This window comes from Gordonia sp. Swx-4, from assembly GCF_030316175.1.
GTDB lineage: Bacteria > Actinomycetota > Actinomycetes > Mycobacteriales > Mycobacteriaceae > Gordonia > Gordonia alkanivorans.
Genome location: NZ_CP128197.1, coordinates 1,720,517 through 1,744,254, shown reverse-complemented (window position 1 = coordinate 1,744,254; position 23,738 = coordinate 1,720,517). Strand labels below are relative to the sequence as shown.

The following is a 23,738-nucleotide window of genomic DNA, read 5'->3' as shown; positions in this document are numbered from 1 at the left end:
GCTAGCGCCCGCGGGAGGGAAATGGACCCGCGGGAGGTCAACGCTCCCGCGGGGTTACCCGATGTGGCGCGTGGCCGCCCAGCGGGTCAGCGCGTTCCGGTTGGACTGCTGGGTCTTGCGCAGCACGTTCGACGCGTGCGTCTCCACTGTCTTGATCGAGATGAAGAGTTCCTCGGCGATCTCCCGGTAGGTGTAGCCGCGGGCGAGCAGCCGCAACACCTCGAGTTCACGGCGGGTGAGGGAGTCGAGTTCGGGGTCCAGCGGCGGTTCGGGCGCCGACGACTTCCCGGTGAACGAGTCCAGCACGAATCCGGCCAGCCGGGGGCTGAACACCGCATCGCCCTCGGCGACCCGGCGCACCGCGTCGGCCAGTTCGGCGCCGTCGATCGTCTTGGTGACATACCCGCGGGCGCCTGCCCGGATCGTCGCGATCACGTCCTCGGCGGCATCGGAGACGCTGAGGGCGAGGAAGACCGGCGCCGTCTCCGCATCGGCGCCGACCCGGTCGAGGACGCCCCGCAGCACCGCGACCCCGCCGCCGGCGGGCATGTGGACATCGAGGAGCACCACATCCGGTGCGGTGGCCACGATCCCGGCGATCGCCTCCGGCACGGCGCCCGCCTCCCCGACCACACGTAGCCCCGACTCGTCGGCCAGTTCCGCGCGCACCCCGGAACGGAACACGGCGTGGTCGTCGACGAGGTACACGGTGTAGGTCGACGCCGCGGCGTCGGCGTTGTACGACGCTGCCGCGTCGGCCGTCGTGTCCGTCGGGTTCGGGGTCTGCTCGGGGGTCGTCATCTCACCTTCCGGTCGTCCGTCGGTTCGTTCTCTGACTGCAGCTGTTCCACCGGGGACGCCGCGACCTCGCCCGCGACCTCGGTCCCCGCCACACCGTCGATGCGCGGCATCGTGAGCGCGACGTTGGTGCCGCGCCCCGGTGTCGAGGTGATCGCCACGCGGCCACCCATCCGTTCCATCCGCGCCCGGATCGACCGGGTGATGCCCTGGCGATCGTCGTCGACGACGTCCGGGTCGAAGCCGACGCCGCGGTCGCGGACGAACACCTCGACCTGATCGTCGGTCACCTCGCTGTACACGTCGACCGTGCGCTCACCGGAATGTTTGGCCGCGTTGACCAGCGCCTCCCGGGTCGCGCCCGCCAGCGCCGACCAGCGCTTCGCATCACGTGCGTCGCTGGGCCGCAGGTCGCCGACGGTGATGATCTCGACCTCGACCCCGTAGGCGTCCTCGACCTCCGCGCCGACGCTGCGCAGCGCCGCGGCGAGCGAGCCGCGCTCCTGGGCGGGGTCGCCGAACAGCCACGCACGCAGCTCGCGTTCCTGGCTGCGGGCGAGGCGCGCGACCTCCTCCGGGCGATGGGCCTTCTTCTGGATCAGTGCGAGGGTCTGCAGCACCGAATCGTGTAGGTGCGAGGCGATCTCCTCGCGTTCGGCATTGCGGATGCGTGCGGCACGTTCCTCGTTGAGGGCGCGCCACATCCGCATCCACAGCGGCACGGTGAGCAGCACGACGCCGATCAGGGTCGCGATCACCGCGAGGATCGTCGAGTTGAGTCCGCCGAAGCTGCGATCGCCGGCGAGGACGATCACCACCAATCCGCCGACCACCAGCAGCACCCCGCCGATGAGCCGTGTCCAGGTGAGCAGCGGGGCACGCGGCGCGCGGTGAGAGGTGTCGAACTCGCGCCACACCAGGCTCGCGCCGATGGCGACGAACACGAAGGGGACGAGGTATTCCGCGGGCGTGCCCGACGCGGCGAAGCCGACGACCGACATCGCCACGAGCCCGATCACCGCGAGTCCGAGTGACTGCCGGCGCTCGCCCGGTGCGGGCGGTGCGGTGTCCTTGCCGGGTGGGCAGAAGAACCACAGCAGCCCGTAGGCCGCGACCCCGGCACCGGCCAGCGCGGCGAGCACCACGAACACGATCCGGACGCGGAAGACGTCGACCCCCAGATGGTCGGCTATGCCACCGGCGACCCCGGCGACCACCCGGCCGCCGTCCCGTCGTACCAGCCGCGGGGCAGGCTCCACCTCCGTTCCACTCACCCCTCGATGTTCCCACGGGCGACGAATCCGGACATCGGGGTTCACCCCTGTTTCTGTGCCCGCGGTCTCGGGGTGGAGGTTCGTCCCCCCGATCACCCCCGGGCGGAAATCAGGGGATCACCCGATGTGCTGCGGGTGCCCGGGAGAGCACGATGATCGCCATGGACACCAAGGAGTTCCAGAATCAGCTCAGGGAGATGTGGTCGACACGCCCCTACCGTCCGGAGAACCGGACCATCGCCGGCGTGTGCAGTGGCATCGCGGCCCGCTACCGCGTCGATCCGACCCTCGTGAAGATCGCCTTCGTGGTGTCCGCCTTCTTCGGCGGCAGCGGGCTGATCCTGTACCTGGCCGCGTGGATCGCGTTCCCGGGCCGGCAGCGCGCCCACGCCGAGGCCCTTCGCGCCGCCCACTCCGGTGGTCGCGGCGGCCACGGCTGGGGCAACCCGCAGTTCATCGTGCTGGCCGTCCTCGCGATCGTCATCGTCACCTCGGTCGGCCCGAACCGCACCTGGGGATCGGGCGGACTGGTCGGCGCGATCCTCATGCTCGGCGGGTGGTACCTGCTCCACCTGCGCACCCCGACGCCCCCGCCCGGCACCAGCATCGACACCGTCGCCGTCACCGACGTCGTGGTGCCGCCGCCGACGGCGGGGCAGTTCGAACGCTGGGTCCCGCGCGCCATGGCCGGCACCGAGACCACCGGTGTCCCGGCGAACACGCCGACCCCCACGAACACCCCGGGCGTCGACTTGCAGAAACCCACCCACGGCCCCGGAACGCAGCCGAGTCCGGCGACGAACGTGACCCCCACCACCGAGCCGGCCGTGAACTTCGCGGCGACAGAGGAGACGGGCTTGAGCCAGAACGACGTCGACACCGCTTCGGCCGGCACGCAACGCTGGTCTCCCCTGCCGACCCCGGTGCCCGCCTCCGACGACATCGACACCGCCCCGCCGGCCTGGGATCCGCTGGGAGTCGCCCCGTTCGCCTGGGATCTGCCCGAACCCGCCACACCGGTGAAGCCGGTCGAGCAGCGTCGTCGCCGGTCACCGTTGACGCTGATCGTCCTCGGGCTCGCGGTCATCGTCGGAGCGATCGGCACGGCCCTGCATCAGGCTGGAGTCGATTGGTTCACCGTGCCACGCATCCTCTCCCTGTCTCTGGCGGTCGTCGGTGCCGGCCTCGTGCTGGCCGCGACACTGCGCCGGCGCACCGGCGAGCACAGCACCGGCCTGCTGCCCGTCGCCATCCTGCTGGGTATCGCGACCATCGTGACCACCACGGTCTCCGGTGTCACCCTGCCCACCGGCGGGGTCGGCGATCGCAACTGGAAGCCGCTGAGCGAGAACGACATCCAGACCGAGTACACCCTCGGGATGGGTGAGATGACCCTCGACCTACGGGAGATCGACCTCACCGCCGACCGGCGGGTGGAACTACGGAACGGGATCGGCGTCATCGAGGTCGCGTTGCCCGAGAACATGAACGTCCGCGTCACCTGCGACACCGGCGTCGGCGACATCGAGTGTCCCGCCGGACTCGACGGCGGCCGTGACGGCACCGACGGGCCCGTTCTCGAGATCGACGCACACACCGGCATGGGAGAGGTTCGGGTCACCCGATGAACGAGCAAACCGACAGCGGCCCGAACGCCGCCGACGACTACGCCGAATCAACCCATCGTGCACCGGGATTGGGGATCGTGGGCATCGCGGCCCTGGCGGTCGCGGGCTGGGGACTCGCCGGCGGACCGGCACTCCCCGACGCCGCCGACCTCGGCTGGGCCGCCGTCGGCGTCGGACTGCTGATCGGCCTGATCCTCATCATCTCCGGAACGCGTAGCCGGGGATGAGGGACGAGGGGTGAACGCAATCAGGCCGGCGCGATGATCACGCCGGCCTGATTGCGTTCGGTCATTCCCACTCGATGGTGCCCGGCGGCTTGCTCGTCACGTCGAGGACGACGCGGTTGACGTCGGGAACCTCGTTGGTGATGCGCGTCGAGATGACCTCGAGGACCTCGTAGGGCACGCGGGTCCAGTCGGCGGTCATCGCGTCCTCGCTCGAGACGGGACGCAGCACGATCGGGTGTCCGTAGGTACGGCCGTCGCCCTGGACGCCGACGCTGCGGACGTCGGCCAGCAGCACCACCGGGCACTGCCAGATCTGGGCGTCGAGGCCGGCGGCGGTCAGCTCCTCGCGGGCGATGAGGTCGGCCTTGCGCAGCATCTCCAGGCGATCGGCGGTCACCTCGCCGACGATGCGGATAGCCAGACCCGGGCCCGGGAACGGCTGGCGTGCCACGATCTCCTCGGGCAGGCCGAGCTCGCGACCGACGGCGCGGACCTCGTCCTTGAACAGCAGGCGCAGGGGCTCGACGAGGCTGAACTCGAGGTCGTCGGGCAGGCCGCCGACGTTGTGGTGGCTCTTGATGTTCGCGGTGCCGCTGCCGCCACCGGATTCCACGACGTCGGGGTACAGGGTGCCCTGGACCAGGAACTCGACCTTCTCCCCCGACTCGGCCTCCTCGCCGAGGACCTCGCTCACCGCGCCCTCGAAGGAACGGATGAACTCGCGGCCGATGATCTTGCGCTTGGTCTCCGGGTCGCTGACACCGGACAATTCCTTGAGGAACGTGTCGGCGGCGTCGACGGTCACGAGCTTGGCGCCGGTCGCGCCGACGAAGTCGTGCTGGACCTGCTCGCGCTCACCGGCGCGGAGCAGTCCGTGGTCGACGAAGACACAGGTGAGGCGGTCGCCGATGGCGCGCTGCACCAGCGCGGCGGCCACCGCGGAGTCGACACCGCCAGACAGACCGCAGATCGCCCGGCCGTCGCCGATCTGATCGGCGACCGCGTCGATGAGGGCGTCGGCGATGTTCGCCGCGGTCCAGGTGGCCTCGAGACCGGCGACCTCGTAGAGGAAGCGGGTGAGGATCTGCTGGCCGTGCGGGGTGTGCAGCACCTCGGGGTGGTACTGGACGCCGGCCATGCGGCGCTCGAGGTTCTCGAACGCCGCGACGGGGGCGCCGGGCGTCGAACCGGTGACGGTGAAGCCCTCCGGCGCCTGCTGCACCGCGTCGTTGTGGCTCATCCACACCGGCTGGGTGTCGGAGAGACCCTGGTGCAGGATGCCCTCGCCGTTCGCCGTCAGGGTGGTGCGGCCGAACTCGCGACCACCGGTGTTCGCGACCTCGCCACCGAGCTTCGCGGCCATCGCCTGGAAGCCGTAGCAGATGCCGAAGACCGGGATGTCCAGGTCGAACACGGCGGGATCGAGTTCGGGGGCGTCTTCGGCGTACACCGACGCCGGTCCGCCCGAGAGGATGATCGCGACCGGGTTCTTCTCCTGGATCTTCGCCAGCGGCGCGTCGTGGGAGATCACCTCGGAGTAGATCCGGGCCTCACGCACTCTCCGTGCGATCAGCTGCGCGTACTGCGCTCCGAAGTCGACGACGAGTACGGGCCGCGGGCCCTCGAGGAAATCCTCTGCAGAAGAGTCTGTCACCCGGCCGAGTCTAGTGGTCGACCACGACGTGAAATACTTCGACACCGACATGACTGCATCTCCCCGTACCACCGCATGGTCGCTGAGCATCGGCGATCTCACCCAGGCCGCCGTTTTCGCCGCGCTGATCGCCGCACTCGGCCTGCCCGGGACCATCAACATCGGCACCAGTGGCGTGCCGATCACGTTCCAGACCCTTGGTGTGATCCTGGCGGGAGCCGTCCTGGGACCCAGGAAGGGCACCCTCGCCGTCGTCATCTTCATGGTGCTGGCCATCGCCGGACTCCCCATCCTGTCGGGCGGACGCAGCGGCCTCACCGCGCTGGCCTCCCCGACCGCCGGCTACTTCGTCGGCTTCCTGCCCGCGGTCATCGTGATCGGCGTGCTCACCGCGGCGATGATGTCCGTCGGCGACAAACCGCGCTACCGCGTTCTCTGGGGCATCGGGATCAACGCGCTGGGCGGGATGTTCGTCCTGTACCTGTTCGGGGTGATCGGATTGGTCCTGCGCACCGACCTGACGGTGTGGGCGGCGATCACGTCGAACGGCCCGTTCATCATCGGCGACGTCATCAAGGTCGTCGTCGCCGCGGTGGTGGCCGCGCAGATCCATCGCGGTCGCCCCGGCCTCATCGAGCCGCTCCGACTGTCCCGGCGCGCCGGCGCCGGCAGCTGAGCCGCTCCGCGATCGCCCCGCTTCGATGATCGAGTTCACGAACGTCTCCCACGCCTACGACGACCGGGTCGTGCTGCGTGACGTCTCGCTGAATCTCACCGAGAACCGGATCGGCATCGTCGGGGCCAACGGCAGCGGGAAGTCGACCCTGGCGCGGATGATCAACGCGCTCGTCGTGCCCGGGACGGGCATGGTGACGGTCGACGGTCTCGACGTCTCCCGCAACAAACGTGAGGTCCGTCGCCGCGTCGGGTTCATCTTCTCCGACCCCGACCGGCAGATCATCATGCCGACGGTCATCGAGGACATCGAACTGTCGTTGCGCCGCACCGACCTAGACAAGAAGCAGCGCGCGATCCGGGCTCTCGAGGTGCTCGAGCGTTTCGGGCTGGGCGAGCACGCCGACCATCCCGCCCAACGGCTGTCCGGCGGGCAGAAACAGCTCCTCGCGCTCGCATCGATCTTCGTCACCGACCCGGCGATCATCGTCGCCGACGAGCCGACGACACTGCTCGACCTCCGCAACACGCGCATGCTCACCGACGTCTTCGCGACGCTCGACGAGCAACTCATCGTCGTCAGTCACGACCTCGACATCCTCGACGGCTTCGACCGCGTCATCGTCATCGACGACGGCCGGGTGGTCGCCGACGACGAGCCCTCGCCGGCGCTCGCCTACTACCGCACACTGATGTCGTGAACGTCCTCGGCGTCTACCGTCCCGGGAACACCCTGGTGCACCGGCTCCCGCCGGGGGTCAAGTTCGTCGCGATGGCCGTGGCGATCCTGGTGATGTCGCTGACCGTGCGGACGCTGCCCGCGTTGGGGATCGCGACCCTCGCGGTCGCGGCGACGTTCGCGCTCGCCGGGATCGGCCCGGTCGAGGCCTGGCGTCAACTCCGCCCGCTGCTCTGGATGTTGTTGTTCATCTTCGCTTTTCAGGTGATCTTCACCGATTGGCGACGCGCCGTGGTGATCTGCGGCGTGCTGGCGTTGTCGGTCGCGCTCGCCACGATAGTCACACTGACGACCCGCACCACCGACATGCTCGACGCCATTGTCCGCGGCCTGGGTCCGCTGCGCCACGTGGGCGTGCGCACCGACCTGATCGCCATCGCTCTGGCACTGACGATCCGAGCGATCCCGCTGATGGTCGAGGTGGTGCGCGAGGTCGACGAGGCACGCAAGGCGCGTGGGCTGCGGCCGGGTCCGCGCATCCTGGTGGCGCCGGTGGTGCTCGCCGCGCTCCGCACCGCGGACGGGTTCGCCGACACCCTCACCGCCCGCGGGCTCGACTAGCCGCAACCCGTAGAAGTCATGCGTGCCATGCACAGCCACATTTCTTCTCCGGAGTCCGGTCAGGCGGTGACGCCCGGCCGGGTGATCGGCGTGATCGGCAGGCGCAGCGCCCCGGGCGCATCCGCGGGGACGACCGGCGCCTTGGGCGTCGAGGGATCGATGCGCTGGTACGACTGCCCCTGCGACGGCCGGCGGTCTTCCTCACCCTTGTTCGGCCACAACGCGATCGCGCGCTCGGCCTGGGCACAGATCGTGAGCGACGGGTTCACACCGAGGTTCGCCGAGACCGATGCACCGTCGGTGACGTGCAGCGTCGGGTAGTTCCACACGCGCTGGTAGGGGTCGATGACGCCGGTGGACGGGTCGTCGGAGATCGCACACCCGCCGAGGTAGTGGGCGGTCAGCGGCATGTTGAAGATGTCGCCCCACGTGCCACCGGCGATGCCGCTGTTCATCTTGGCGGCGATCCGGCGAGTTGCCTCGTTGCCCTTGGGGATCCACGTCGGGTTCGGCTCGCCGTGCCCCTGCTTGCTGGTGACGTAGCGCAGCGGTCCCCGCTTGCGCACGAAGGTCGTCAGCGAGTTGTTGTTGTTCTGCATGACCAGCGCGATCACCGTACGTTCGCTCCACTGCTTCACGACGAGCAGCCGAACCAGCAGGAACGGGTTCTTCGCGACCTGCTTCAGGAACTGCCCGAACCGGTTGCGGCGCGTGCCGCCGTCGGTGAGCAACGTCTGCAGGTAGGCGATCGCGTTGGAGCCCTTGCCATATCGCACCGGCTCGATGTGGGTGTTCGGCTCCGGGTAGAACGACGAGGTGATCGCGACGCCGCGCGAGTAGTCGTTCTCCGGATCGATCCGCGAACCCATCGCGCCCAGGATCGACTCCGAGTTCGTACGCGTCAGCTGTCCCATCGCATCCGAGATCTGCGGCAGCGTGGTCAGTTTCGCGTGATGCATCAGACGCTGGGTGTTGAACGTTCCGGCGGCGAGAATCACGTGACCGGCGGTGAAGGTGCGCTTGCGTCGTCCCAGCGGTCCCCACGAGGACGAGTGGTGTGTGCCGACCTGCCACGAGCCGTCGGCACGCCGGACGAGCGAGTCGACCGTGGTGCGGTCGACGATGGTGGCACCGTTGCGTTCCGCGAGTCCGAGGTAGTTCTTCAGAAGCGTGTTCTTGGCGCCGACGCGGCAGCCGGTCATGCAGGCTCCGCATTCGGTGCAGGCAGTGCGGTCGGGTCCCGCGCCGCCGAAGTACGGGTCGGGCACCGTCTCTCCGGGTGCGCCGGCGAGTCCGGTCTTGGCTCCGAAGAACACGCCGACGGGCGTGGGGGTCACGGTGTGGCCGACGCCCATCTCCTCCGCCACCTCGGCGACGATCCGGTCGGAAGAGGTGACAGTCGGGTTCTTGACCACGCCGAGCATCCGCCGGGCCTGGTCGTAGTACGGCGTGAGCTCGTCCTCCCAGTCGGTGATGTGGTTCCACTGGGGGTCGGTGAAGAACGGCGTCGGCGGCTTGTACAGCGTGTTCGCGTAGTTCAGCGAACCGCCGCCCACACCCGCACCGGCCAGGATCATCACATCCTTGAGCGCGTGGATGCGCTGGATTCCGTACAGGCCCAGCTTCGGCGCCCACAGCCAGCGGTTGAGACGCCATGAGGTCTTCGCGAACTCGTCGTCCTCGAAACGGCGACCCGCCTCGATGACGCCGACGCGGTAACCCTTCTCCACGAGTCGCAGCGCGCTCACGCTGCCGCCGAAACCGGATCCGACGATGAGGACGTCGAAGTCCGTGGAGCTGTCGGATCGCTTCTTCACACCCATGAATACGATGCTAATGGTCGTTGTCACATGGGATGACTCAGGTCACCCTAACTAGGCGTGGACGGAAAGCCCCACCCGCTGGAACTCCTTGAGGTCGCAGTATCCGGCCTTCGCCATCGCGCGACGCAGGGCGCCGACGAGGTTGAGCTCGCCGAACGGGTCGTCGGACGGACCGTTGAGGACGCGCTCGAGGCTCGGGCGGTCGGCGTTGCCGGCCACCTGCAGGAGCGCGCCGCGCGGGGTGTCGGGGTGGGCGGCGGCCGACGGCCAGTACCAGCCACCACCGGGAGCCGACGCGGAGGCGGCGAGCGGCGTACCGAGCACAGCGGCGTCGGCACCACAGGCGATGGCCTTGATCAGGTCGCCCGAGTTGTGGATGTCGCCGTCGGCGATGACGTGGACGTACCGTCCGCCGGTCTCGTCGAGGTAGTCGCGGCGGGCGGCGGCGGCGTCGGCGATGGCGGTGGCCATCGGCACGCCGATGCCCAGCACCTCACCGGTGGTGGTCGCGCCCGCGGCCGAGCCGTAACCGACGATCACACCGGCCGCACCGGTACGCATCAGGTGCAGCGCGGTGCGGTGGTCGTGCACACCACCCGCGATGACCGGGATGTCGAGATCGGCGATGAACGTCTTGAGGTTCAACGGTTCCCGGGCACCCTCGCCGTCGACCTGGGCGACGTGCTCGGCCGAGATGATCGTGCCGTGCACGACGAGGAGCTCGACACCGGCCTTGAGCAGCGCAGGGGTGAGTTCCGGCGCGTGCTGCGGGCTGACGCGGACCGCGGTGGTGACACCGGCGTCGCGCACCTGCGCCACCGCCTCGGCGAGCAGACCGCTGTCGAGGGGTGCCGCATGCAGCTTCTGCAGATGACGCACCGCGGCATAGGGATCGGGATCGCCGGCGGCGATGGCGGCCAGCTCCTCGAGCTTGGCGTCGACGTCGCGATGCCGTGCCCACAGTCCTTCACCGTTGATGACGCCGAGCGCGCCGAGCTTGCCGAGTTCGATGGCCACCGACGGCGACACCAGGGCGTCGGTGGGGTGGCTCAGGATCGGCGACTCGAACCGGTAGGCATCGATCTGCCACGCGGTGGAGACGTCCTTGGAGGAACGGGTCCGACGGGACGGGACGATGCTGATGTCGTCCAGTTCGTAGGTCCGTCGGGCCGTCCGGCCCATGCCGATTTCGACGAGGTCACGCACCAGTGCGCCTTTCTGAGTGTTCAGGCTCCGGGGAGTTCAGCTGCACAACGACCCTACGGTGTCCCCGGTCCGGGCGGACCGGCGGGAACGACCGAGGAGACGTCAGCGGGAATAGTAGTTGGGCGCCTCGGCGGTGAGGGTGATGTCGTGCGGATGCGACTCCTTGAGCCCGGCCGCGGTGATCTGGACGAACCGCGCCGTCTGCAGATCGGTGATCGACGACGACCCGGTGTAACCCATCGCGGCGCGCAGGCCACCCACCAGCTGGTGGATCACCTGGGACAGCGGGCCGCGGAACGGCACCCGACCCTCGATGCCCTCGGGGACCAGCTTCTCCTCCTTGAGGACGTCGTCCTGGAAGTAGCGGTCCTTGGAATACGACTTGGCCTGGCCGCGTCCCTGCATCGCGCCGAGCGAACCCATGCCGCGGTAGCTCTTGAACTGCTTGCCGTTGACGAGCACGAGTTCGCCGGGAGCCTCGGCGGTCCCGGCGAGCAGCGAACCGAGCATCGCGGTCGACGCACCGGCCGCAAGGGCCTTGGCGATGTCGCCCGAGTACTGCAGACCGCCGTCGGCGATGACCGGTACGTCGGCCTTCTGGCAGACGGCGACGGCCTCGAGAATCGCGGTGATCTGCGGTGCGCCGACGCCGGCCACGACGCGGGTTGTGCAGATGGAGCCCGGTCCGACGCCGACCTTCACCGCATCAGCACCGGCGTCGATGAGGGCCTGAGCGGCCTCACGGGTGGCGACATTGCCGCCGACGACGTCGACGCGGTCGCCGACCTCGGCCTTGAGCTTGGCGACCATGTCGAGCACCAGACGATTGTGCGCGTGGGCGGTGTCGACGATGATCACGTCGACGCCGGCATCGGTCAGCGCCATCGCACGGTCCCACTGGGGTCCACCGGTGCCCACGGCCGCGCCGACGAGCAGACGGCCGTCGGAGTCCTTGGTGGCGTTCGGGTGCTGCTCGGTCTTGACGAAGTCCTTGACGGTGATCAGACCGGTGAGGCGACCGTTGCCGTCGACGATCGGCAGCTTCTCGATCTTGTTGCGACGCAGCAGCCCCAGGGCGGCCTCGGCGGAGACGCCCTCCTGCGCCGTGATGAGCGGCGCCTTGGTCATGACCTCGGCGACCGGACGGTTCTGGTCGACCTCGAAGCGCATGTCGCGGTTGGTGATGATGCCGATGAGCTCGCCCTTGTCGTCGACGACGGGCAGGCCGGAGATGCGGTACCGCGCGCACATCGCGTCGACCTCGGCGAGGGTGTGGGTCGGCGAACAGGTGACGGGATCGGTCACCATGCCGGCCTCGGACCGCTTGACGGTCTCGACCTGGGCCGCCTGCGCCTCGATGGACAGGTTGCGGTGCAGCACGCCCATACCGCCGGCGCGCGCCATCGCGATGGCCATGCGAGACTCGGTCACGGTGTCCATCGCCGAGCTCACCAGCGGCACGCGAAGGGTCACGTTCTTGGTCACCCGCGAGGAGGTGTCGACCTCGCTGGGGATCACGTCCGAGGCCGAGGGCAACAAGAGGACGTCGTCGAAGGTCAGGCCGAGCATTGCGACCTTGCCGGGATCGTCTCCACCGGTGCGAACATGCGTCATCGGTCCATCGTATCGACTCGATGGATGCGGCGATCGTCACACGTGCACTGTGCGCCGGGGACGCGTCCGGGAGGCCGTGTTCCCGCCTCCCCGGCGCCTGCCGTATATCGCCTGAATACCTTCGGATGCCTGCGGCGTGACAGCCCCGGGATCGGCTACGGTGGTGGGGTGCGTGACCACCTGCCACCCGGCCTCCCGCCGGACCCGTTCGCCGACGACCCGAGCGACCCCGCTTCCGCATTGGACAGCGTGGAGCCGGGCATCCCGTTGGACGAGAACGAGCGGCTGGCGGTCGAAGAAGACCTGGCCGACCTCGCCGTCTACGAGGCGCTGCTCGCCCACCGCGGCGTCCGGGGCCTCGTCGTCGTGTGTGATGACTGCCACGAGGACCACTACCACGACTGGGACATGCTCCGCGCGAACCTGATCCAGCTCCTCATCGACGGCACCGTCCGCCCCCATGAGCCGGCCGTCGACCCGCGCCCCGACGCCTACGTCACCTGGGACTACTGCCGCGGCTACGCCGACGCCCGCAACCACTACGACGAAGGCCGCTGACCCCCTCGGGGCCCACAGACCACCGATCCCTCTCACACGACTGCGCCCGTACCGATCTCGGTACGGGCGCAGTCGTCTGTGGTCGCGCGGGTCTAGCGGGGACGACCCTCGGACGCGTCGACGCCGGGCGGCGGCGTCCACGGGAACGCCGGGAAGTCGGCAGGTGTCCGCGTCATCGAGGAACTCGTGGGCGGCACCTCTTCGGTCGGCTCGCTCGGCGGGCTCGACGGCACCGGCTCCTCGCTCTGACCGGGCTCCTCGACCGGGGTGGGCACCTTGGTCGTGGGAGTCGTGGTCACGGAGGTGTCGGAGGGCGACGGCTCCCCGGACCGGTTGCGCACGTCCGGATTCGTGGTCGGCTCACCCGACTCGGTCACCGCGGGCTCCGACCGATCGGCCGACGACGTGGCCTCCCTGGTGGTCGGCAGACCGGCCCCGGCGCGCAGCCGGTTCATCCAGTCCGACATCTCCTCGCGGGTGTCCTTGTCGCGCATCGGCCCCATGCTGCCCTGGGCCTTGGCGATGAAGCTCGCGGCCGCCGCGGTGTCGCCGGCGGCGATGGCCGCCTCGGCGCGTTCGAGGTTGGCGCGTACGTCGTGGGCCGCCTGGGTCTCGGAGGCGGCCTCGGCGAACACGACCTGCTTGACGCCCCACAGCGGGTCACCCGGCTGCGAGCCCTCGGACAGGACGGTCAGGCCGGCGGCCGCCACGATGACGATCGCGGCCGCGCCGGACACGACGCGGAGGTGGCGCACCATGCGACGGCCACGACTCGCGCGTTCGGTGCTCTCGATGGCCCGCTCGACGTCGTCGACGGAGACCAGCTCCGGCACCGGGGCCGACACGGTCTCGTTGCGCCAACCCGAGAGAAGTTCGGCGAGTTCATATTCCGCGTCGTCACGCGTGGGGACGGGAACGTCGTGGGAAAGCGCCTCGAGGAAGTTCTCGTCGAAGCCGACCTCGGCGAGGTCCAGCGACTCCCCGCCGAGCACGCTCGCTTCGCGCTCGAGGGCGTCGTCGCCGGATACGGGACCACCGGTGGACGGGCCACTCGGACCGGGTCCCCGACCATGGGCCGGCGGCCGGCCGGGACGGCCGAGCTGCTCACGCCCGTGGACGGAGCGACGATGACGCCAGTCAGATCCTCCGCTCATCGTGACCTCCTGTCCGTTTCAACTCGTCCTTCAACTTGGCCAGCGCCCGGTGTTGGGCGACTCGAACCGCACCCGCGGTGCTTCCGATCATCTGGGCCGTCTCCTCGGCTGACATGCCGACGACCAGCCGGAGTACCAGCACCTCGCGCTGCTTCTCCGGAAGTATGTCGAGCAATGCGCGCATCCGCCTGCTGCTGTCGGCGTCGAGAGCCGACTGCTCCGGCCCACCGGTGACGTGTCCGACCTCGGGCACGTCCTCCACCGGATCGGCCTTGACCCGGGCGGCGACCCGCATGGCGTCGGCGACTTTGTGTGAGGTGATGCCGTAGACGAAGGCCATGAACGGCTTGCCCTGGTCCCGATAACGGGGCAGCGCGGTCATCACCGCCATCAAAGCCTCCTGCGCGATGTCATCTGCGGAGAACAGATGACGTTCTCCGATTCCGATTCGCCCTCGGCAATAGCGCAGGATCGGTTCCTGCACGCTTTCGAGAACTGATGTGAGAGCTGCACGATCGCCCTGGCCCGCGGCCCGGACGGCGTCGTCCAACTCACCACCTGTCAGCTTCATCGCGCGTAGGAATCCCCGTGTTACAGATCGGTTGACCGTTTGTGAGCCGGTCCTGTTACGGGCCCCGACACCCCGGAACGTCGTGACAACGCCGAGGCAGACCCTCAAACACCTTAGCCATCAGCCCTCGGGCATCAGTGCCATGCCCTTGCCGATCAGCGTGGCGCGAAGGTCCCGGTGCCTCTTCTCCTCTGAATCAGACGCCGCGACCATCCCGGTGAGCAGGCTCAGTCCCGCCCACTCCAGCGGCAGCAGACCGTGTTCACCTGCGTCGACGACTACGTTGCGGGCCCGGGCGGCCGACGCCTCGACCTCCCCCACACCCGCGAGGGCTGCCGCATGGATGAGAGAGGTCTTCACGCGGTGCCGCGCCGGTACGTCGGAGGTGTCGGACAGATGCCGGACCAGCAAGTCGCCGGCCTCCGCGTGGGCCAACCCCGCCGCGACGTCTCCGGAGTACAGGCCGAGTTCGGCGCTGACCCACTCCCAGCGAAGCCGGCACCGGCCGTGGGTGGGCCAGTCGACCGGCGGTGCCGAGACCCAGTCTTCGGCGGGATCGGACAGCAGTGACCGCGCACGATCGAGGACTCGCGCCGACGCTCCGAAACGAAGGAGACCGAGGTTGTCCGCGGCCAGCCCGATGAGGGCGTCGGCGCGTGCGGCCCGCACCGGGTCGACACCTGCCTCGCCGCCCGGTGCCGGATCGATCCCCGCGACGGTCGCGAACGCGAGACCGTCGAGCCCCAGCGAGAGGTCGTGGCGTCCGCCCTGACGCAGTAGAGAGGCCGTCGTGCTGCGGCACAGTGACAGCAGTGCCGCGGCCCCCGGTCCGCGCGGCATCGACCCGTGCGCGGACCGCACGTCCTCGCCCAGCCGGGCCAGCTCGGTGAGCGCCGCGGCGTACTCACCGCGTCCTCCCGCCTCCACGGCCGACTTCCAACGCAGTTCAGGGGCCATGTCGAGGCCCTGCGAAGTGGTCTTGATCACTACGTCTCTTTTGGTTTGCATGAATTTAACGAACGATTCCCAACGTTAATCCTGAGACCAGATCACCGGCGGATAAGAAGCAGATTTCCTCGGTGTTAACCGTTGACATGGTCGTCGTTTGATGGTCGTTGCGTTCCCACCCTCCAGACAAACGCCATTTTGCTGAATACTCGCAGCTCATCGATCGTTCCTTTCGTCCGGTCGGAGGGCACGCCGACCGCTGGGCAGCACTGTGCTATCGCCTTCCGTTCATCTAACGCGCCGTTAACATTTCCGAGACTTTCACCCGGCGGATCGCCGATTTCAACGGTATTGACGCCATTTCTCACACCCGCTTAATGTGAGCCCCAGCGTTGCAGGAAATCGACGTTTCTCCACCGAGCACCTCGGTGCGGCCCTAGACAAGGAGCAGCTGCCATGCCTCAGCCCAACCATCTCCCCGGCCCCAACGCAGACATCTGGGACTGGCAGATGTCCGGCCTCTGCCGCGGCGTCGACTCCTCGATGTTCTTCCATCCTGACGGTGAACGCGGCCGTGCGCGCGCTCAGCGTGAGCGTCGGGCCAAGGAACTGTGCCACCAGTGCCCCGTCATCGCCCAGTGCCGCGAGCACGCGCTCGCCGTGGCCGAGCCCTACGGGATCTGGGGCGGGCTCTCGGAGTCCGAGCGCAGCATGCTGATGAAGCGCGGTGTCGGCCGCCGCATGGCGAGCTGAGCAGTCCGTAACCGCCGGCGGAGAGGGACCCGCCGACGATCAGGGCCACCGCGGCACCACCGCACACAACACAGGAGCCGGGCATCCGCAGAGGATGCCCGGCTCCTGTGTTGTGTACTACCGGCGCGATGCGCTCAGCTCAGTGCGCGTGACCGTGTCCGGCGTGACCGGCCGGCTCCTGCGCGGGCTGATCGGTGATCGCGGTCTCGGTGGTGAGCACCATGCGGGCGACCGACGCGGCGTTGACAACCGCGGAACGGGTCACCTTCACCGGGTCGATGATGCCCTCGCCGACGAGGTCACCGTAGGTGAGGCTCGCGGCGTTGAAGCCCTCGTTCTTGCCGAGGTCGACGACCTTGGACACCACGACGGCACCGTCGAGACCGGCGTTGGAGGCGATCCAGAACAGCGGGGCCTTGGCGGCGTCCCGGACCACGCGGACGCCCAGCGCCTCGTCGTCGGTCAGCGAGGCGGCGAGCTCGTCGAGCACCTTCGATGCCTGGACGATGGCCGAACCGCCGCCGGGGATGATGCCTTCCTCGACCGCGGCCTTGGCTGCGGCGACGGCGTCCTCGACGCGGTGCTTGCGCTCCTTGAGGGAGGTCTCGGTGGCCGCACCGACGCGGATGACGGCGACGCCGCCGGCCAGCTTGGCCAGACGCTCGGCGAGCTTCTCCTTGTCCCAGTCGGAGTCCGACGCCTCGATCTCGCGACGCAGCTGCGCGGCGCGACCGGCGATGGCCTCCTTGGTGCCCGCACCCTCGACGATGGTGGTGGCGTCCTTGGTGACGACGACACGACGCGCCGAACCGAGAACCTCCAGGCCGACGGTCGACAGGGTCAGGCCCACGTCGGAGGTGACCACGGTGCCGCCGGTGACGACCGCCAGGTCCTCCATGAACGCCTTGCGACGGTCACCGAAGAACGGCGACTTCACCGCGACGGCGCGGATGGTCTTGCGGATCGAGTTCACCACGAGGGTCGACAGCGGCTCGCCCTCGACGTCCTCGGCGACGATCAGCAGGGACTTGCCCGCCTCGACGACCTTCTCCAGCAGCGGCAGGAACTCCGGCAGCGAGCTGATCTTGTCGCGGTACAGCAGCACGAGCGCGTCCTCGAGGACCGCTTCCTGGCTGTCGACGTCGGTGACGAAGTACGGCGAGAGGAAGCCCTTGTCGAACTGCACGCCCTCGGTGATCTCGAGTTCGGTCTGCAGACCCGAGCCCTCTTCGACGGTGACGACGCCGTCGGCGCCGACCACGCTCATCGCCTTGCCGACCATCTCGCCGATCTCCTCGTCACGCGAGGAGACGGTGGCGATCTGGGCGATGGACTGCTCGCCGTCGACCGGGGTCGCGGCGGCCAGCAGGGCCTCGCTCAGTGCGTCGGCGGCCTTGCTGATGCCCACGCCGAGTGCGATCGGGTTGGCACCGGCGGCGACGTTGCGCAGTCCGGCCTTGACCATCGCCTGCGCGAGAACGGTTGCGGTGGTGGTGCCGTCGCCTGCGACGTCGTTGGTCTTGGTGGCAACCGACTTCACCAGCTGGGCACCGAGGTTCTCGAAGGGGTCCTCGAGGTCGATGTCACGAGCGATGGTGACGCCGTCGTTGGTGACGCTCGGTCCGCCGAATGCCTTGGCCAGCACCACGTGCCGGCCGCGCGGGCCCAGGGTGACCTTGACGGTGTCGGCGAGCTGATCGATGCCTCGCTCGAGCGCCCGCCGCGCGGTTTCGTTGAATTCAATCTGCTTGGCCATGAATCTCTTTCTTCACGGGAGTCGTCCGACACAACGCACACCGCCCCGGTACCCCTGCACGGGGAGCCGGGGCGGTGCGTCGAGTCGCGAGACGACTCGCGGGGTCTGTGTGGCCCGAGTCCTACTTGCCGATGACGGCGAGGACGTCGCGCGCCGACAGGATCAGGTACTCCTCGCCGGCGTACTTGATCTCGGTGCCGCCGTACTTGCTGTAGATGACGGTGTCACCTTCCTTGACGTCCACGGGGACGCGGTTGCCCTGCTCGGTGACCCGGCCCTCGCCGACGGCGATGACGGTGCCTTCCTGCGGCTTCTCCTTGGCGGAGTCCGGGATGACCAGGCCCGAGGCGGTGGTCGTCTCGGCCTCGACGGCCTGCACCAGGATCTTGTCCTCAAGCGGCTTGATGTTCACGCTCGCCACGATGTGAGTCCTCAACTTTCGTACTGAGAAAGAATCTGCACGTTCATGGCCCTGGGACAAAACCTCGTCGTCGCGGGTGTCCGAGGCTTCACTCAGCGCCGACTAGCACTCTATACGTGCGAGTGCCAGCACTCAAGGGTGGAGGGTGCAAAATGCCGGAGTTTCGCTCGCCGCGAATACAGCTCGGCGCGTCGGGGCCCCCGAAGAGGCCTCAGAGCTGACTGACCCGCACCGACATCGCCGGGTCGGATGCGACCGTGAGCGGCGACGGCGCCGCGCCTCCGGCGATCACGTGCGCGCCCAGCGTCGCGATCATGACCCCGTTGTCGGTGCAGAGTCGCGGCTTGGGCACGCGCAGCGTGATGCCGGCGGCCGCGCACCGCTCCTCGGCGAGCGACCGAATCCGCGAGTTGGCGGTCGCACCACCGCCGAGGACGAGCGTGTCGACTCCCAGATCACCGCACGCACGAACCGCTTTCATGGTGAGCACGTCGGCGACGGCCTCCTGGAACGACGCCGCGACGTCGGCCACCGGGACCGCCACCCCGTCGCGCTCACACTTCTCCACGTACCGCGCGACCGCCGTCTTGAGACCGCTGAACGAGAAGTCGTGGCGGGCGTCGCGCGGGCCGGTCATCCCGCGGGGAAAAGCGATGGCCTCAGGGTCGCCGTCGCGGGCGGCACGGTCGAGGGCCGGGCCGCCGGGGAATCCGAGGTCGAGGAGTCGGGCGACCTTGTCGAAGGCCTCCCCCGCCGCGTCGTCGACCGTGGTGCCGAGTTCGACGATCGGCTCGGCGAGATCGGTGACGTGCAGCAGATGAGTGTGTCCGCCGGACACGAGCAGGGCGACGCACTCGGGCATCGGGCCGTGCTCGAGGGTGTCCACCGCGACGTGCCCGCCGAGATGGTTCATCGCGTACAGCGGCACATCCCAGGCGAGCGCATAGGCCTTGGCCGCGGCGACGCCGACGAGCAGCGCGCCCGCGAGCCCGGGCCCGATGGTGACGGCGATGGCGTCGGGCCGGTCGATGCCGGCGGCCTCACGAGCACGGCGCATCGTCGGCACGATGGCCTCGAGGTGTGCGCGCGAGGCGATCTCGGGGACGACGCCGCCGAAACGGGCGTGTTCGTCGACGCTCGAGGCGACCTCGTCGGCGAGCAGCGTCGCGTGGCCGGGGGTGTCGCCGTCAGCCGGCGTCCAGCGCACGATGCCCACTCCGGTCTCGTCGCAGGAACTCTCGATGCCCATGACGATCATGCCGGGCCCTCCTCGGGGTCGAGCGGCCGTCCCGAACTCGGGACCCGCAACATCGTGTAGGCATCCGCACCGGACGGCTGATAGTAGTTCCGGCGGATTCCGGCGGTGCTGAAGCCATGCCGGGAGTACAGGGTGATCGCGACGTCGTTGTCGGTGCGGACCTCGAGGAACACCGGGGCGTCGACGGCGTCGGCCACCGCCAGCATCGCCTCCAGCAGGTCCTTGCCGATCCCCCGCCCGCGATGGGCGGGATCGACTGCGATCGTGTGGATCTCGCATTCGTAGGCGTCGGGCTGACCGAGCGTGGAGATCCCGGCGTAGCCGATGACCTCGCCGCCCGCGCGTTCGCGCGCCGCGAAGTAGGTGTTGTAGGGCGCGTTCAGTTCGGCCCGGAACGCCGACGCCGGCCACGGCGAGTCCTCGGCGAACATCAGCTTCTCCAGCGCCGCGCACTGCGGGATGTCGCCGTAGGTCAGCGCATCGATGATCAGCTCCGGCGCCGTCACCGCGCGGCCCCCAGTTTCCGGGCCTTCTGCTCGACCGCATCGGGACGTCGGAGATACAGCGGCACAAGGGGTTCGGGGATCTCACCGGCGATGATCGCGGGAGCGGCCGCCGCGACGAGTCCGCGAGCCGACGGCACGGTGGCCTGCGGCGGCGCGCCCGTCCAGCCGACCAGTTCGAGATGGGACGCCGAGCCGTACGCCGCCCCGACCTCGCCTGCGGTGAATACCGGGGACAGTTCCTCGGCGACCGTCGCCGGGGCGGTGACCTCGGGTCCGCGCACCCGCGCACCGTCGCGGTACAACGCCCAGTACACCTCTCGGCGCCGGGCGTCGGTGACGACGAGGACGTCGGAACCCTCGCCGGGCGGGGTCGTGTCGAGGGCGAGCGCGTCCAGCGAACACACGCCGTGGGCGGGGATGCCGAGTGCGTCGGCGAAGGCCGCGCCGGTGGCCATGCCCACGCGCAGACCGGTGAACGGCCCGGGGCCGCATCCGACGACCACCGCGGCCAGCGAGTCGCGGGAGATCCCGGACTCGGCAAGGCATTCCGCGATCAGGGTGGTGAGCAGTTCGGCATGCCGACGGTGGTCGGTGACCACGCGTTCGGCGAGCACCCGCACATCGGCGATCGTGTCGCCGGTCAGTTCGACGACCCCGGTGACCACCGAGTCGGTCGCGGTGTCGATCGCGAGCACCGTCCGGGCCGCGCCGAGACCCCCTTCACCGGAACTCATTCCTCACCTCACCCACTCCCACTCCACATGTCGCACATCGGTGTCCACATCCCGGCGCAACCGCACCACGAGATAGCGCTGCGCCAGCCGCTCGGCCACACCCTCACCCCATTCGACCACGACGACCGCATCCGTCAGCTCCGTGTCCAGGTCCAGGGCGTCGAGCTCGTCGAGACCGCCTCGCGCCAGTCCCCCGTCCCCGTCGCCGCCTGCCAGCCCGAGCCGGTACGCGTCGACGTGAACCATCGCCGGCCCTCCGGGACGGCCCGGCCGGTGCTCGCGCGCGATGATGAAGGTCGGCGAGGTGACCCGGCCCTCGATCCCCAGACCTGCGCCGATGCCGCGCGCCAGGGCGGTCTTGCCCGCACCGAGCGGGCCGTCGAGGATCACCAGGTCGCCCGGCGACAACACGGTGGCGAGTTCGGCGCCGAACGCCTCGGTGTCGGCGACCTCCGGTAACTCGCGGGTCCCGGTGCGGTCGGTGACCGGCGTCGGGCGGGTTCCGCCGGCGTGCGGCCTCTCCGGGCTCATGCCTTCGCCCGTCGCTTCCACCAGCGACGCCGGGGCGCAGGCAGCGCGACCCGGGCGCGGTCCACGAGATCGACGATCGCGTCGCTGACCAATCGGGGTTCCTCCATCTGGACCATGTGACCGGCTCCCTTGACCACCACGAGACGAGAATCCGGGCCGAGCTGGGAGTACATGCGCACCGAGTTCGGCAGCGGCGTCAGCCGGTCCTTGTCGCCGCACACGACGGTCGTGGGCACCTGCGCCAGCGCCGGAAGCGCCGTCGACTCGTCGTGGATCTCCAAGGCGTGCAAGAAGTTCACGATGGTCTCGATCGGCGTGGACTGGATCATCTTCTCCACGGCGCTACCGAGCGCCGGACTGAAGAACGCCGGGCCGAAGCTGGCCGCGACGAGCACCGGTTCGAGGGCCTGGCGGGTCAGTCCGCGGCCGGCCTGGACCAGGCGCGGTGCGCGGCGGACGCTCAGGCGGAAGGCGTCGATCACCGGATTGCCCAATCCCTCACCGAGTCCCGCCTCGGTCAGGCCCCGCGAGGCGGTCGCGACCACGCCGACCCCCGCAACCGGTCCGATGGACGAGAACAGCGCCGGGTGCCGGCGCGCCAGACCCATCACCGTCATGCCGCCCATCGAATGCCCCACCACCACAACGGGTCCGCTGGTCACCGTCGAGCGGATCACCGCCGCGGCGTCGTCGGCGAGTTGCGCGATCGTGCAGGTCTCGGCCGGCGCGGGATCGCTCTCGCCGTGGCCGCGGTGATCGTAGAAGACGAAGCGGTAGTTGCGGTCGGCCCACTCGGCGGCAAGCTGTTCACATTGGAAGTGCCAGCTCGCCAACCGCAGGCTGAACCCGTGCACGAAAACGATGGTGAGCTCGGGATATGCGCCGTTCGGGACGTCACCGAGGTCGATGGTCCGGACCGCGAGATCGAGGCCGTCGTCGGTGGTCACGGTCCGTGCGTGCTCGTCGTACATCGTGGTGAGGTCGATGTCGGCGTGGGGATCCGACCTGCCGACGACGCTCTTGCGCGCCATGTTGCGCGCCGCGCCGATCGCCGCCAGGCCGCCCAGTGCCGCGACACCCGCCAACCCGGCCAGCAGCCCGACGCGTTCGGAATCGTCCACCACGCTCACCCCGCTCACTCGTCGGCCACCGCGTCACCGCGGGCCGGGCCCGCGTTCAGGTAGCGCCGGACCGCACGGTTGCCGACCTGGGAGACGATCTCGTAGTCGATGGTGCCGATGGCGTCGGCCCAGTCCTTGGCCGTGACGCCGCCGCGGGCGCCGGTGCCGAAGAGTTCGACCTCGTCGCCCTCCCGCACCCCGGCCCCGTCTGGTCCGAGGTCGACGACGAACTGGTCCATGCAGATGCGCCCGATGCCGTCGAACAGGCGATCGGCGATGCGCACCCGGATGCGGCCCGACAGCAGTCGCGGCACCCCGTCGGCGTAACCGGCCGGGACGATCGCGACGACGGTGTCGTGCGGTGTGATCCAGGTGTGACTGTAGGAGACGCCCTGCCCGGCAGCGACCTTCTTGACCAGGGCCACCCGCGCCGACAGCGTCATCGCCGGGATGAGCCCGAAGTCGCCGAGTTCGGGGACCGGGGTCCGGCCGTACAGTGCGATACCGGGGCGGACGAGGTCGCGCGCCAGGTCCGGACGGGTCAGTGCCGCAGGAGAGTTCGCGATGTGCATGATCTCGGGCGCCGCGCCGAGGCGGGCGAGGTCGGCGGCCGCGGCGTCGAGCCGGGCGGCCTGCTCGCTGTTGAGGGGATGGTCGGGTTCGTCGCCGCGGGCGAGGTGACACATCACCGCGCGGACGGTGACCGCTCCCTCGGCGTGCGCCTTCGCGAGCTTCTCGGCGAAGTCGTCCCATTCGTCGACGGCGACGCCGCTCCGGTTGAGGCCGGTGTCCACCTTGGCCGTCACGCTCGCCTCGACACCGGTGGCCCGGGCGGCGGCGACCACCGCGTCGAGCTGCGCGGCGGAAGACAGGGCGATCTCGATGCGATCGGTGACGGCACCCGAGAAGTCCGCCCCCGGTGTGTGCAGCCAGGCGGTGATCGGCGCGTCGATCCCGGCGGCGCGCAGTGCGCGCGCCTCGGTGATGTGCGCGACGCCCAGCTCGGCGGCACCCGCGGCGATCGCGGCCTTCGCGACCGGCACGGCGCCGTGGCCGTAGGCGTCGGCTTTCACGACCGCCATCACGGCAGCGTTCGAAGCAGTACGCAACACATCGAGGTTGTGCGCGATGGCGCCGAGGTCGACGGTCGCGGTCAGGGCAGCGGAAGTCATCGCCGACCATTCTCCCAGATCGTCACCACCGATTTGTGCGCGGCGACCCGCGGAAC

General features: G+C 69.4%; 24 protein-coding genes. 7 read left to right on the top strand and 17 right to left on the bottom strand.

Annotation, left to right across the window (positions count from 1 at the left end):
- Positions 1–54 precede the first annotated feature (54 nt).
- Together PWF70_RS08030 and PWF70_RS08025 are read right to left on the bottom strand one after the other, a co-directional pair.
- A complete protein-coding gene (locus PWF70_RS08030; protein ID WP_006360735.1) occupies positions 55–801 on the bottom strand; it encodes a LuxR C-terminal-related transcriptional regulator in 747 nt (248 codons plus the stop codon).
- On the bottom strand, positions 798–2,072 hold the full coding sequence (locus PWF70_RS08025; RefSeq protein WP_035750566.1) for an ATP-binding protein: 1,275 nt from the start codon (positions 2,070–2,072) through the stop codon (positions 798–800). The genes PWF70_RS08030 and PWF70_RS08025 overlap by 4 nt, the downstream gene beginning before the upstream one ends.
- A gap of 152 nt (positions 2,073–2,224) precedes the next feature.
- On the opposite strand from PWF70_RS08025, the gene PWF70_RS08020 reads away from it, so the two are divergent.
- Together PWF70_RS08020 and PWF70_RS08015 are read left to right on the top strand one after the other, a co-directional pair.
- The gene (locus PWF70_RS08020) at positions 2,225–3,700 is read left to right on the top strand and encodes a PspC domain-containing protein (RefSeq protein WP_155225159.1); all 1,476 of its coding nucleotides are present in this window, start codon (positions 2,225–2,227) and stop codon (positions 3,698–3,700) included.
- Complete coding sequence (locus PWF70_RS08015) at positions 3,697–3,927, top strand: hypothetical protein (RefSeq protein ID WP_006360732.1); 231 nt, start codon at positions 3,697–3,699, stop codon at positions 3,925–3,927. Before PWF70_RS08020 ends, PWF70_RS08015 begins: the two co-directional genes overlap by 4 nt.
- A gap of 61 nt (positions 3,928–3,988) precedes the next feature.
- On the opposite strand, the gene guaA is transcribed toward PWF70_RS08015, so the two are convergent.
- Positions 3,989–5,581 (bottom strand): glutamine-hydrolyzing GMP synthase, encoded by a 1,593-nt coding sequence (gene guaA, locus PWF70_RS08010; RefSeq protein WP_035750564.1) that lies wholly within the window; start codon positions 5,579–5,581, stop codon positions 3,989–3,991.
- 49 nt (positions 5,582–5,630) lie between these two features.
- Here guaA and PWF70_RS08005 point away from each other — a divergent pair, with 49 nt between their 5' ends.
- The 3 genes from PWF70_RS08005 to PWF70_RS07995 are packed head-to-tail and all read left to right on the top strand — an operon-like array spanning position 5,631 to position 7,556.
- Positions 5,631–6,257, top strand: a complete 627-nt coding sequence (locus PWF70_RS08005; protein ID WP_035750894.1) for a biotin transporter BioY — start codon at positions 5,631–5,633, stop codon at positions 6,255–6,257.
- 25 nt (positions 6,258–6,282) lie between these two features.
- The gene (locus PWF70_RS08000; protein ID WP_006360729.1) at positions 6,283–6,957 is read left to right on the top strand and encodes an energy-coupling factor ABC transporter ATP-binding protein; all 675 of its coding nucleotides are present in this window, start codon (positions 6,283–6,285) and stop codon (positions 6,955–6,957) included.
- On the top strand, positions 6,954–7,556 hold the full coding sequence (locus PWF70_RS07995; RefSeq protein WP_006360728.1) for an energy-coupling factor transporter transmembrane component T family protein: 603 nt from the start codon (positions 6,954–6,956) through the stop codon (positions 7,554–7,556). Before PWF70_RS08000 ends, PWF70_RS07995 begins: the two co-directional genes overlap by 4 nt.
- A 59-nt stretch (positions 7,557–7,615) precedes the next feature.
- Here the strand turns inward: PWF70_RS07995 and PWF70_RS07990 are convergent, their stop codons facing one another.
- From PWF70_RS07990 to guaB, 3 genes are all read right to left on the bottom strand, one after another.
- Positions 7,616–9,379, bottom strand: a complete 1,764-nt coding sequence (locus PWF70_RS07990) for a GMC family oxidoreductase N-terminal domain-containing protein (RefSeq protein WP_042376705.1) — start codon at positions 9,377–9,379, stop codon at positions 7,616–7,618.
- 51 nt (positions 9,380–9,430) lie between these two features.
- Entirely contained in the window at positions 9,431–10,585 is a 1,155-nt protein-coding gene (locus PWF70_RS07985; RefSeq protein ID WP_005195872.1) for a GuaB3 family IMP dehydrogenase-related protein, read from the bottom strand.
- Positions 10,586–10,687: 102 nt separating this feature from the next.
- Positions 10,688–12,199, bottom strand: a complete 1,512-nt coding sequence (gene guaB / locus PWF70_RS07980; RefSeq protein ID WP_035750559.1) for an IMP dehydrogenase — start codon at positions 12,197–12,199, stop codon at positions 10,688–10,690.
- A gap of 168 nt (positions 12,200–12,367) precedes the next feature.
- Between guaB and PWF70_RS07975 the strand changes: the two genes are divergently transcribed.
- Positions 12,368–12,757 (top strand): DUF5319 domain-containing protein, encoded by a 390-nt coding sequence (locus PWF70_RS07975; RefSeq protein WP_005195870.1) that lies wholly within the window; start codon positions 12,368–12,370, stop codon positions 12,755–12,757.
- A 92-nt stretch (positions 12,758–12,849) separates the two neighbouring features.
- Here the strand turns inward: PWF70_RS07975 and PWF70_RS07970 are convergent, their stop codons facing one another.
- The 3 genes from PWF70_RS07970 to PWF70_RS07960 form a co-directional block, all read right to left on the bottom strand.
- On the bottom strand, positions 12,850–13,911 hold the full coding sequence (locus PWF70_RS07970; protein ID WP_006360724.1) for an anti-sigma-D factor RsdA: 1,062 nt from the start codon (positions 13,909–13,911) through the stop codon (positions 12,850–12,852).
- Positions 13,895–14,482, bottom strand: a complete 588-nt coding sequence (locus tag PWF70_RS07965) for a sigma-70 family RNA polymerase sigma factor (RefSeq protein ID WP_035750555.1) — start codon at positions 14,480–14,482, stop codon at positions 13,895–13,897. Before PWF70_RS07965 ends, PWF70_RS07970 begins: the two co-directional genes overlap by 17 nt.
- Before the next feature lie 120 nt (positions 14,483–14,602).
- Entirely contained in the window at positions 14,603–15,469 is an 867-nt protein-coding gene (locus PWF70_RS07960; protein WP_006360722.1) for a hypothetical protein, read from the bottom strand.
- A gap of 417 nt (positions 15,470–15,886) precedes the next feature.
- On the opposite strand from PWF70_RS07960, the gene PWF70_RS07955 reads away from it, so the two are divergent.
- Complete coding sequence (locus PWF70_RS07955) at positions 15,887–16,183, top strand: WhiB family transcriptional regulator (protein WP_006360721.1); 297 nt, start codon at positions 15,887–15,889, stop codon at positions 16,181–16,183.
- Positions 16,184–16,322: 139 nt separating this feature from the next.
- On the opposite strand, the gene groL is transcribed toward PWF70_RS07955, so the two are convergent.
- The 8 genes from groL to alr form a co-directional block, all read right to left on the bottom strand.
- Entirely contained in the window at positions 16,323–17,939 is a 1,617-nt protein-coding gene (groL, locus tag PWF70_RS07950; protein WP_006360720.1) for a chaperonin GroEL, read from the bottom strand.
- 121 nt (positions 17,940–18,060) lie between these two features.
- The gene (gene groES, locus PWF70_RS07945) at positions 18,061–18,360 is read right to left on the bottom strand and encodes a co-chaperone GroES (protein WP_004019185.1); all 300 of its coding nucleotides are present in this window, start codon (positions 18,358–18,360) and stop codon (positions 18,061–18,063) included.
- 211 nt (positions 18,361–18,571) lie between these two features.
- Positions 18,572–19,618 carry a tRNA (adenosine(37)-N6)-threonylcarbamoyltransferase complex transferase subunit TsaD gene (gene tsaD / locus PWF70_RS07940; RefSeq protein WP_006360718.1) on the bottom strand — a complete coding sequence of 349 codons (1,047 nt, stop codon included), beginning with the start codon at positions 19,616–19,618 and terminating at the stop codon, positions 18,572–18,574.
- Positions 19,615–20,124: a ribosomal protein S18-alanine N-acetyltransferase gene (gene rimI, locus PWF70_RS07935; protein WP_006360716.1), complete on the bottom strand. Its 510-nt coding sequence runs from the start codon at positions 20,122–20,124 to the stop codon at positions 19,615–19,617. The genes tsaD and rimI overlap by 4 nt, the downstream gene beginning before the upstream one ends.
- Entirely contained in the window at positions 20,121–20,858 is a 738-nt protein-coding gene (tsaB, locus tag PWF70_RS07930) for a tRNA (adenosine(37)-N6)-threonylcarbamoyltransferase complex dimerization subunit type 1 TsaB (RefSeq protein WP_006360715.1), read from the bottom strand. The genes rimI and tsaB overlap by 4 nt, the downstream gene beginning before the upstream one ends.
- A 3-nt stretch (positions 20,859–20,861) precedes the next feature.
- Positions 20,862–21,389: a tRNA (adenosine(37)-N6)-threonylcarbamoyltransferase complex ATPase subunit type 1 TsaE gene (tsaE, locus tag PWF70_RS07925; RefSeq protein ID WP_006360714.1), complete on the bottom strand. Its 528-nt coding sequence runs from the start codon at positions 21,387–21,389 to the stop codon at positions 20,862–20,864.
- A complete protein-coding gene (locus PWF70_RS07920; protein WP_006360713.1) occupies positions 21,386–22,528 on the bottom strand; it encodes an alpha/beta fold hydrolase in 1,143 nt (380 codons plus the stop codon). Before PWF70_RS07920 ends, tsaE begins: the two co-directional genes overlap by 4 nt.
- Positions 22,525–23,682: an alanine racemase gene (gene alr / locus PWF70_RS07915; protein ID WP_035750551.1), complete on the bottom strand. Its 1,158-nt coding sequence runs from the start codon at positions 23,680–23,682 to the stop codon at positions 22,525–22,527. Before alr ends, PWF70_RS07920 begins: the two co-directional genes overlap by 4 nt.
- Positions 23,683–23,738: the final 56 nt, after the last annotated feature.

Bases quoted from the DNA above. Each gene is read 5' to 3' on its own strand.
- PWF70_RS08030 (WP_006360735.1), bottom strand. From the start codon at position 801: ATGACGACCCCCGAGCAGACCCCGAACCCGACGGACACGACGGCCGAC.
- PWF70_RS08020 (WP_155225159.1), top strand. From the start codon at position 2,225: ATGATCGCCATGGACACCAAGGAGTTCCAGAATCAGCTCAGGGAGATG.
- PWF70_RS08015 (WP_006360732.1), top strand. From the start codon at position 3,697: ATGAACGAGCAAACCGACAGCGGCCCGAACGCCGCCGACGACTACGCC.
- PWF70_RS08005 (WP_035750894.1), top strand. From the start codon at position 5,631: ATGACTGCATCTCCCCGTACCACCGCATGGTCGCTGAGCATCGGCGAT.
- PWF70_RS08000 (WP_006360729.1), top strand. From the start codon at position 6,283: ATGATCGAGTTCACGAACGTCTCCCACGCCTACGACGACCGGGTCGTG.
- PWF70_RS07990 (WP_042376705.1), bottom strand. From the start codon at position 9,379: ATGGGTGTGAAGAAGCGATCCGACAGCTCCACGGACTTCGACGTCCTC.
- guaB (WP_035750559.1), bottom strand. From the start codon at position 12,199: ATGACGCATGTTCGCACCGGTGGAGACGATCCCGGCAAGGTCGCAATG.
- PWF70_RS07970 (WP_006360724.1), bottom strand. From the start codon at position 13,911: ATGAGCGGAGGATCTGACTGGCGTCATCGTCGCTCCGTCCACGGGCGT.
- PWF70_RS07965 (WP_035750555.1), bottom strand. From the start codon at position 14,482: ATGAAGCTGACAGGTGGTGAGTTGGACGACGCCGTCCGGGCCGCGGGC.
- PWF70_RS07955 (WP_006360721.1), top strand. From the start codon at position 15,887: ATGCCTCAGCCCAACCATCTCCCCGGCCCCAACGCAGACATCTGGGAC.
- groL (WP_006360720.1), bottom strand. From the start codon at position 17,939: ATGGCCAAGCAGATTGAATTCAACGAAACCGCGCGGCGGGCGCTCGAG.
- tsaD (WP_006360718.1), bottom strand. From the start codon at position 19,618: ATGATCGTCATGGGCATCGAGAGTTCCTGCGACGAGACCGGAGTGGGC.
- tsaB (WP_006360715.1), bottom strand. From the start codon at position 20,858: ATGAGTTCCGGTGAAGGGGGTCTCGGCGCGGCCCGGACGGTGCTCGCG.
- tsaE (WP_006360714.1), bottom strand. From the start codon at position 21,389: ATGAGCCCGGAGAGGCCGCACGCCGGCGGAACCCGCCCGACGCCGGTC.
- alr (WP_035750551.1), bottom strand. From the start codon at position 23,682: ATGACTTCCGCTGCCCTGACCGCGACCGTCGACCTCGGCGCCATCGCG.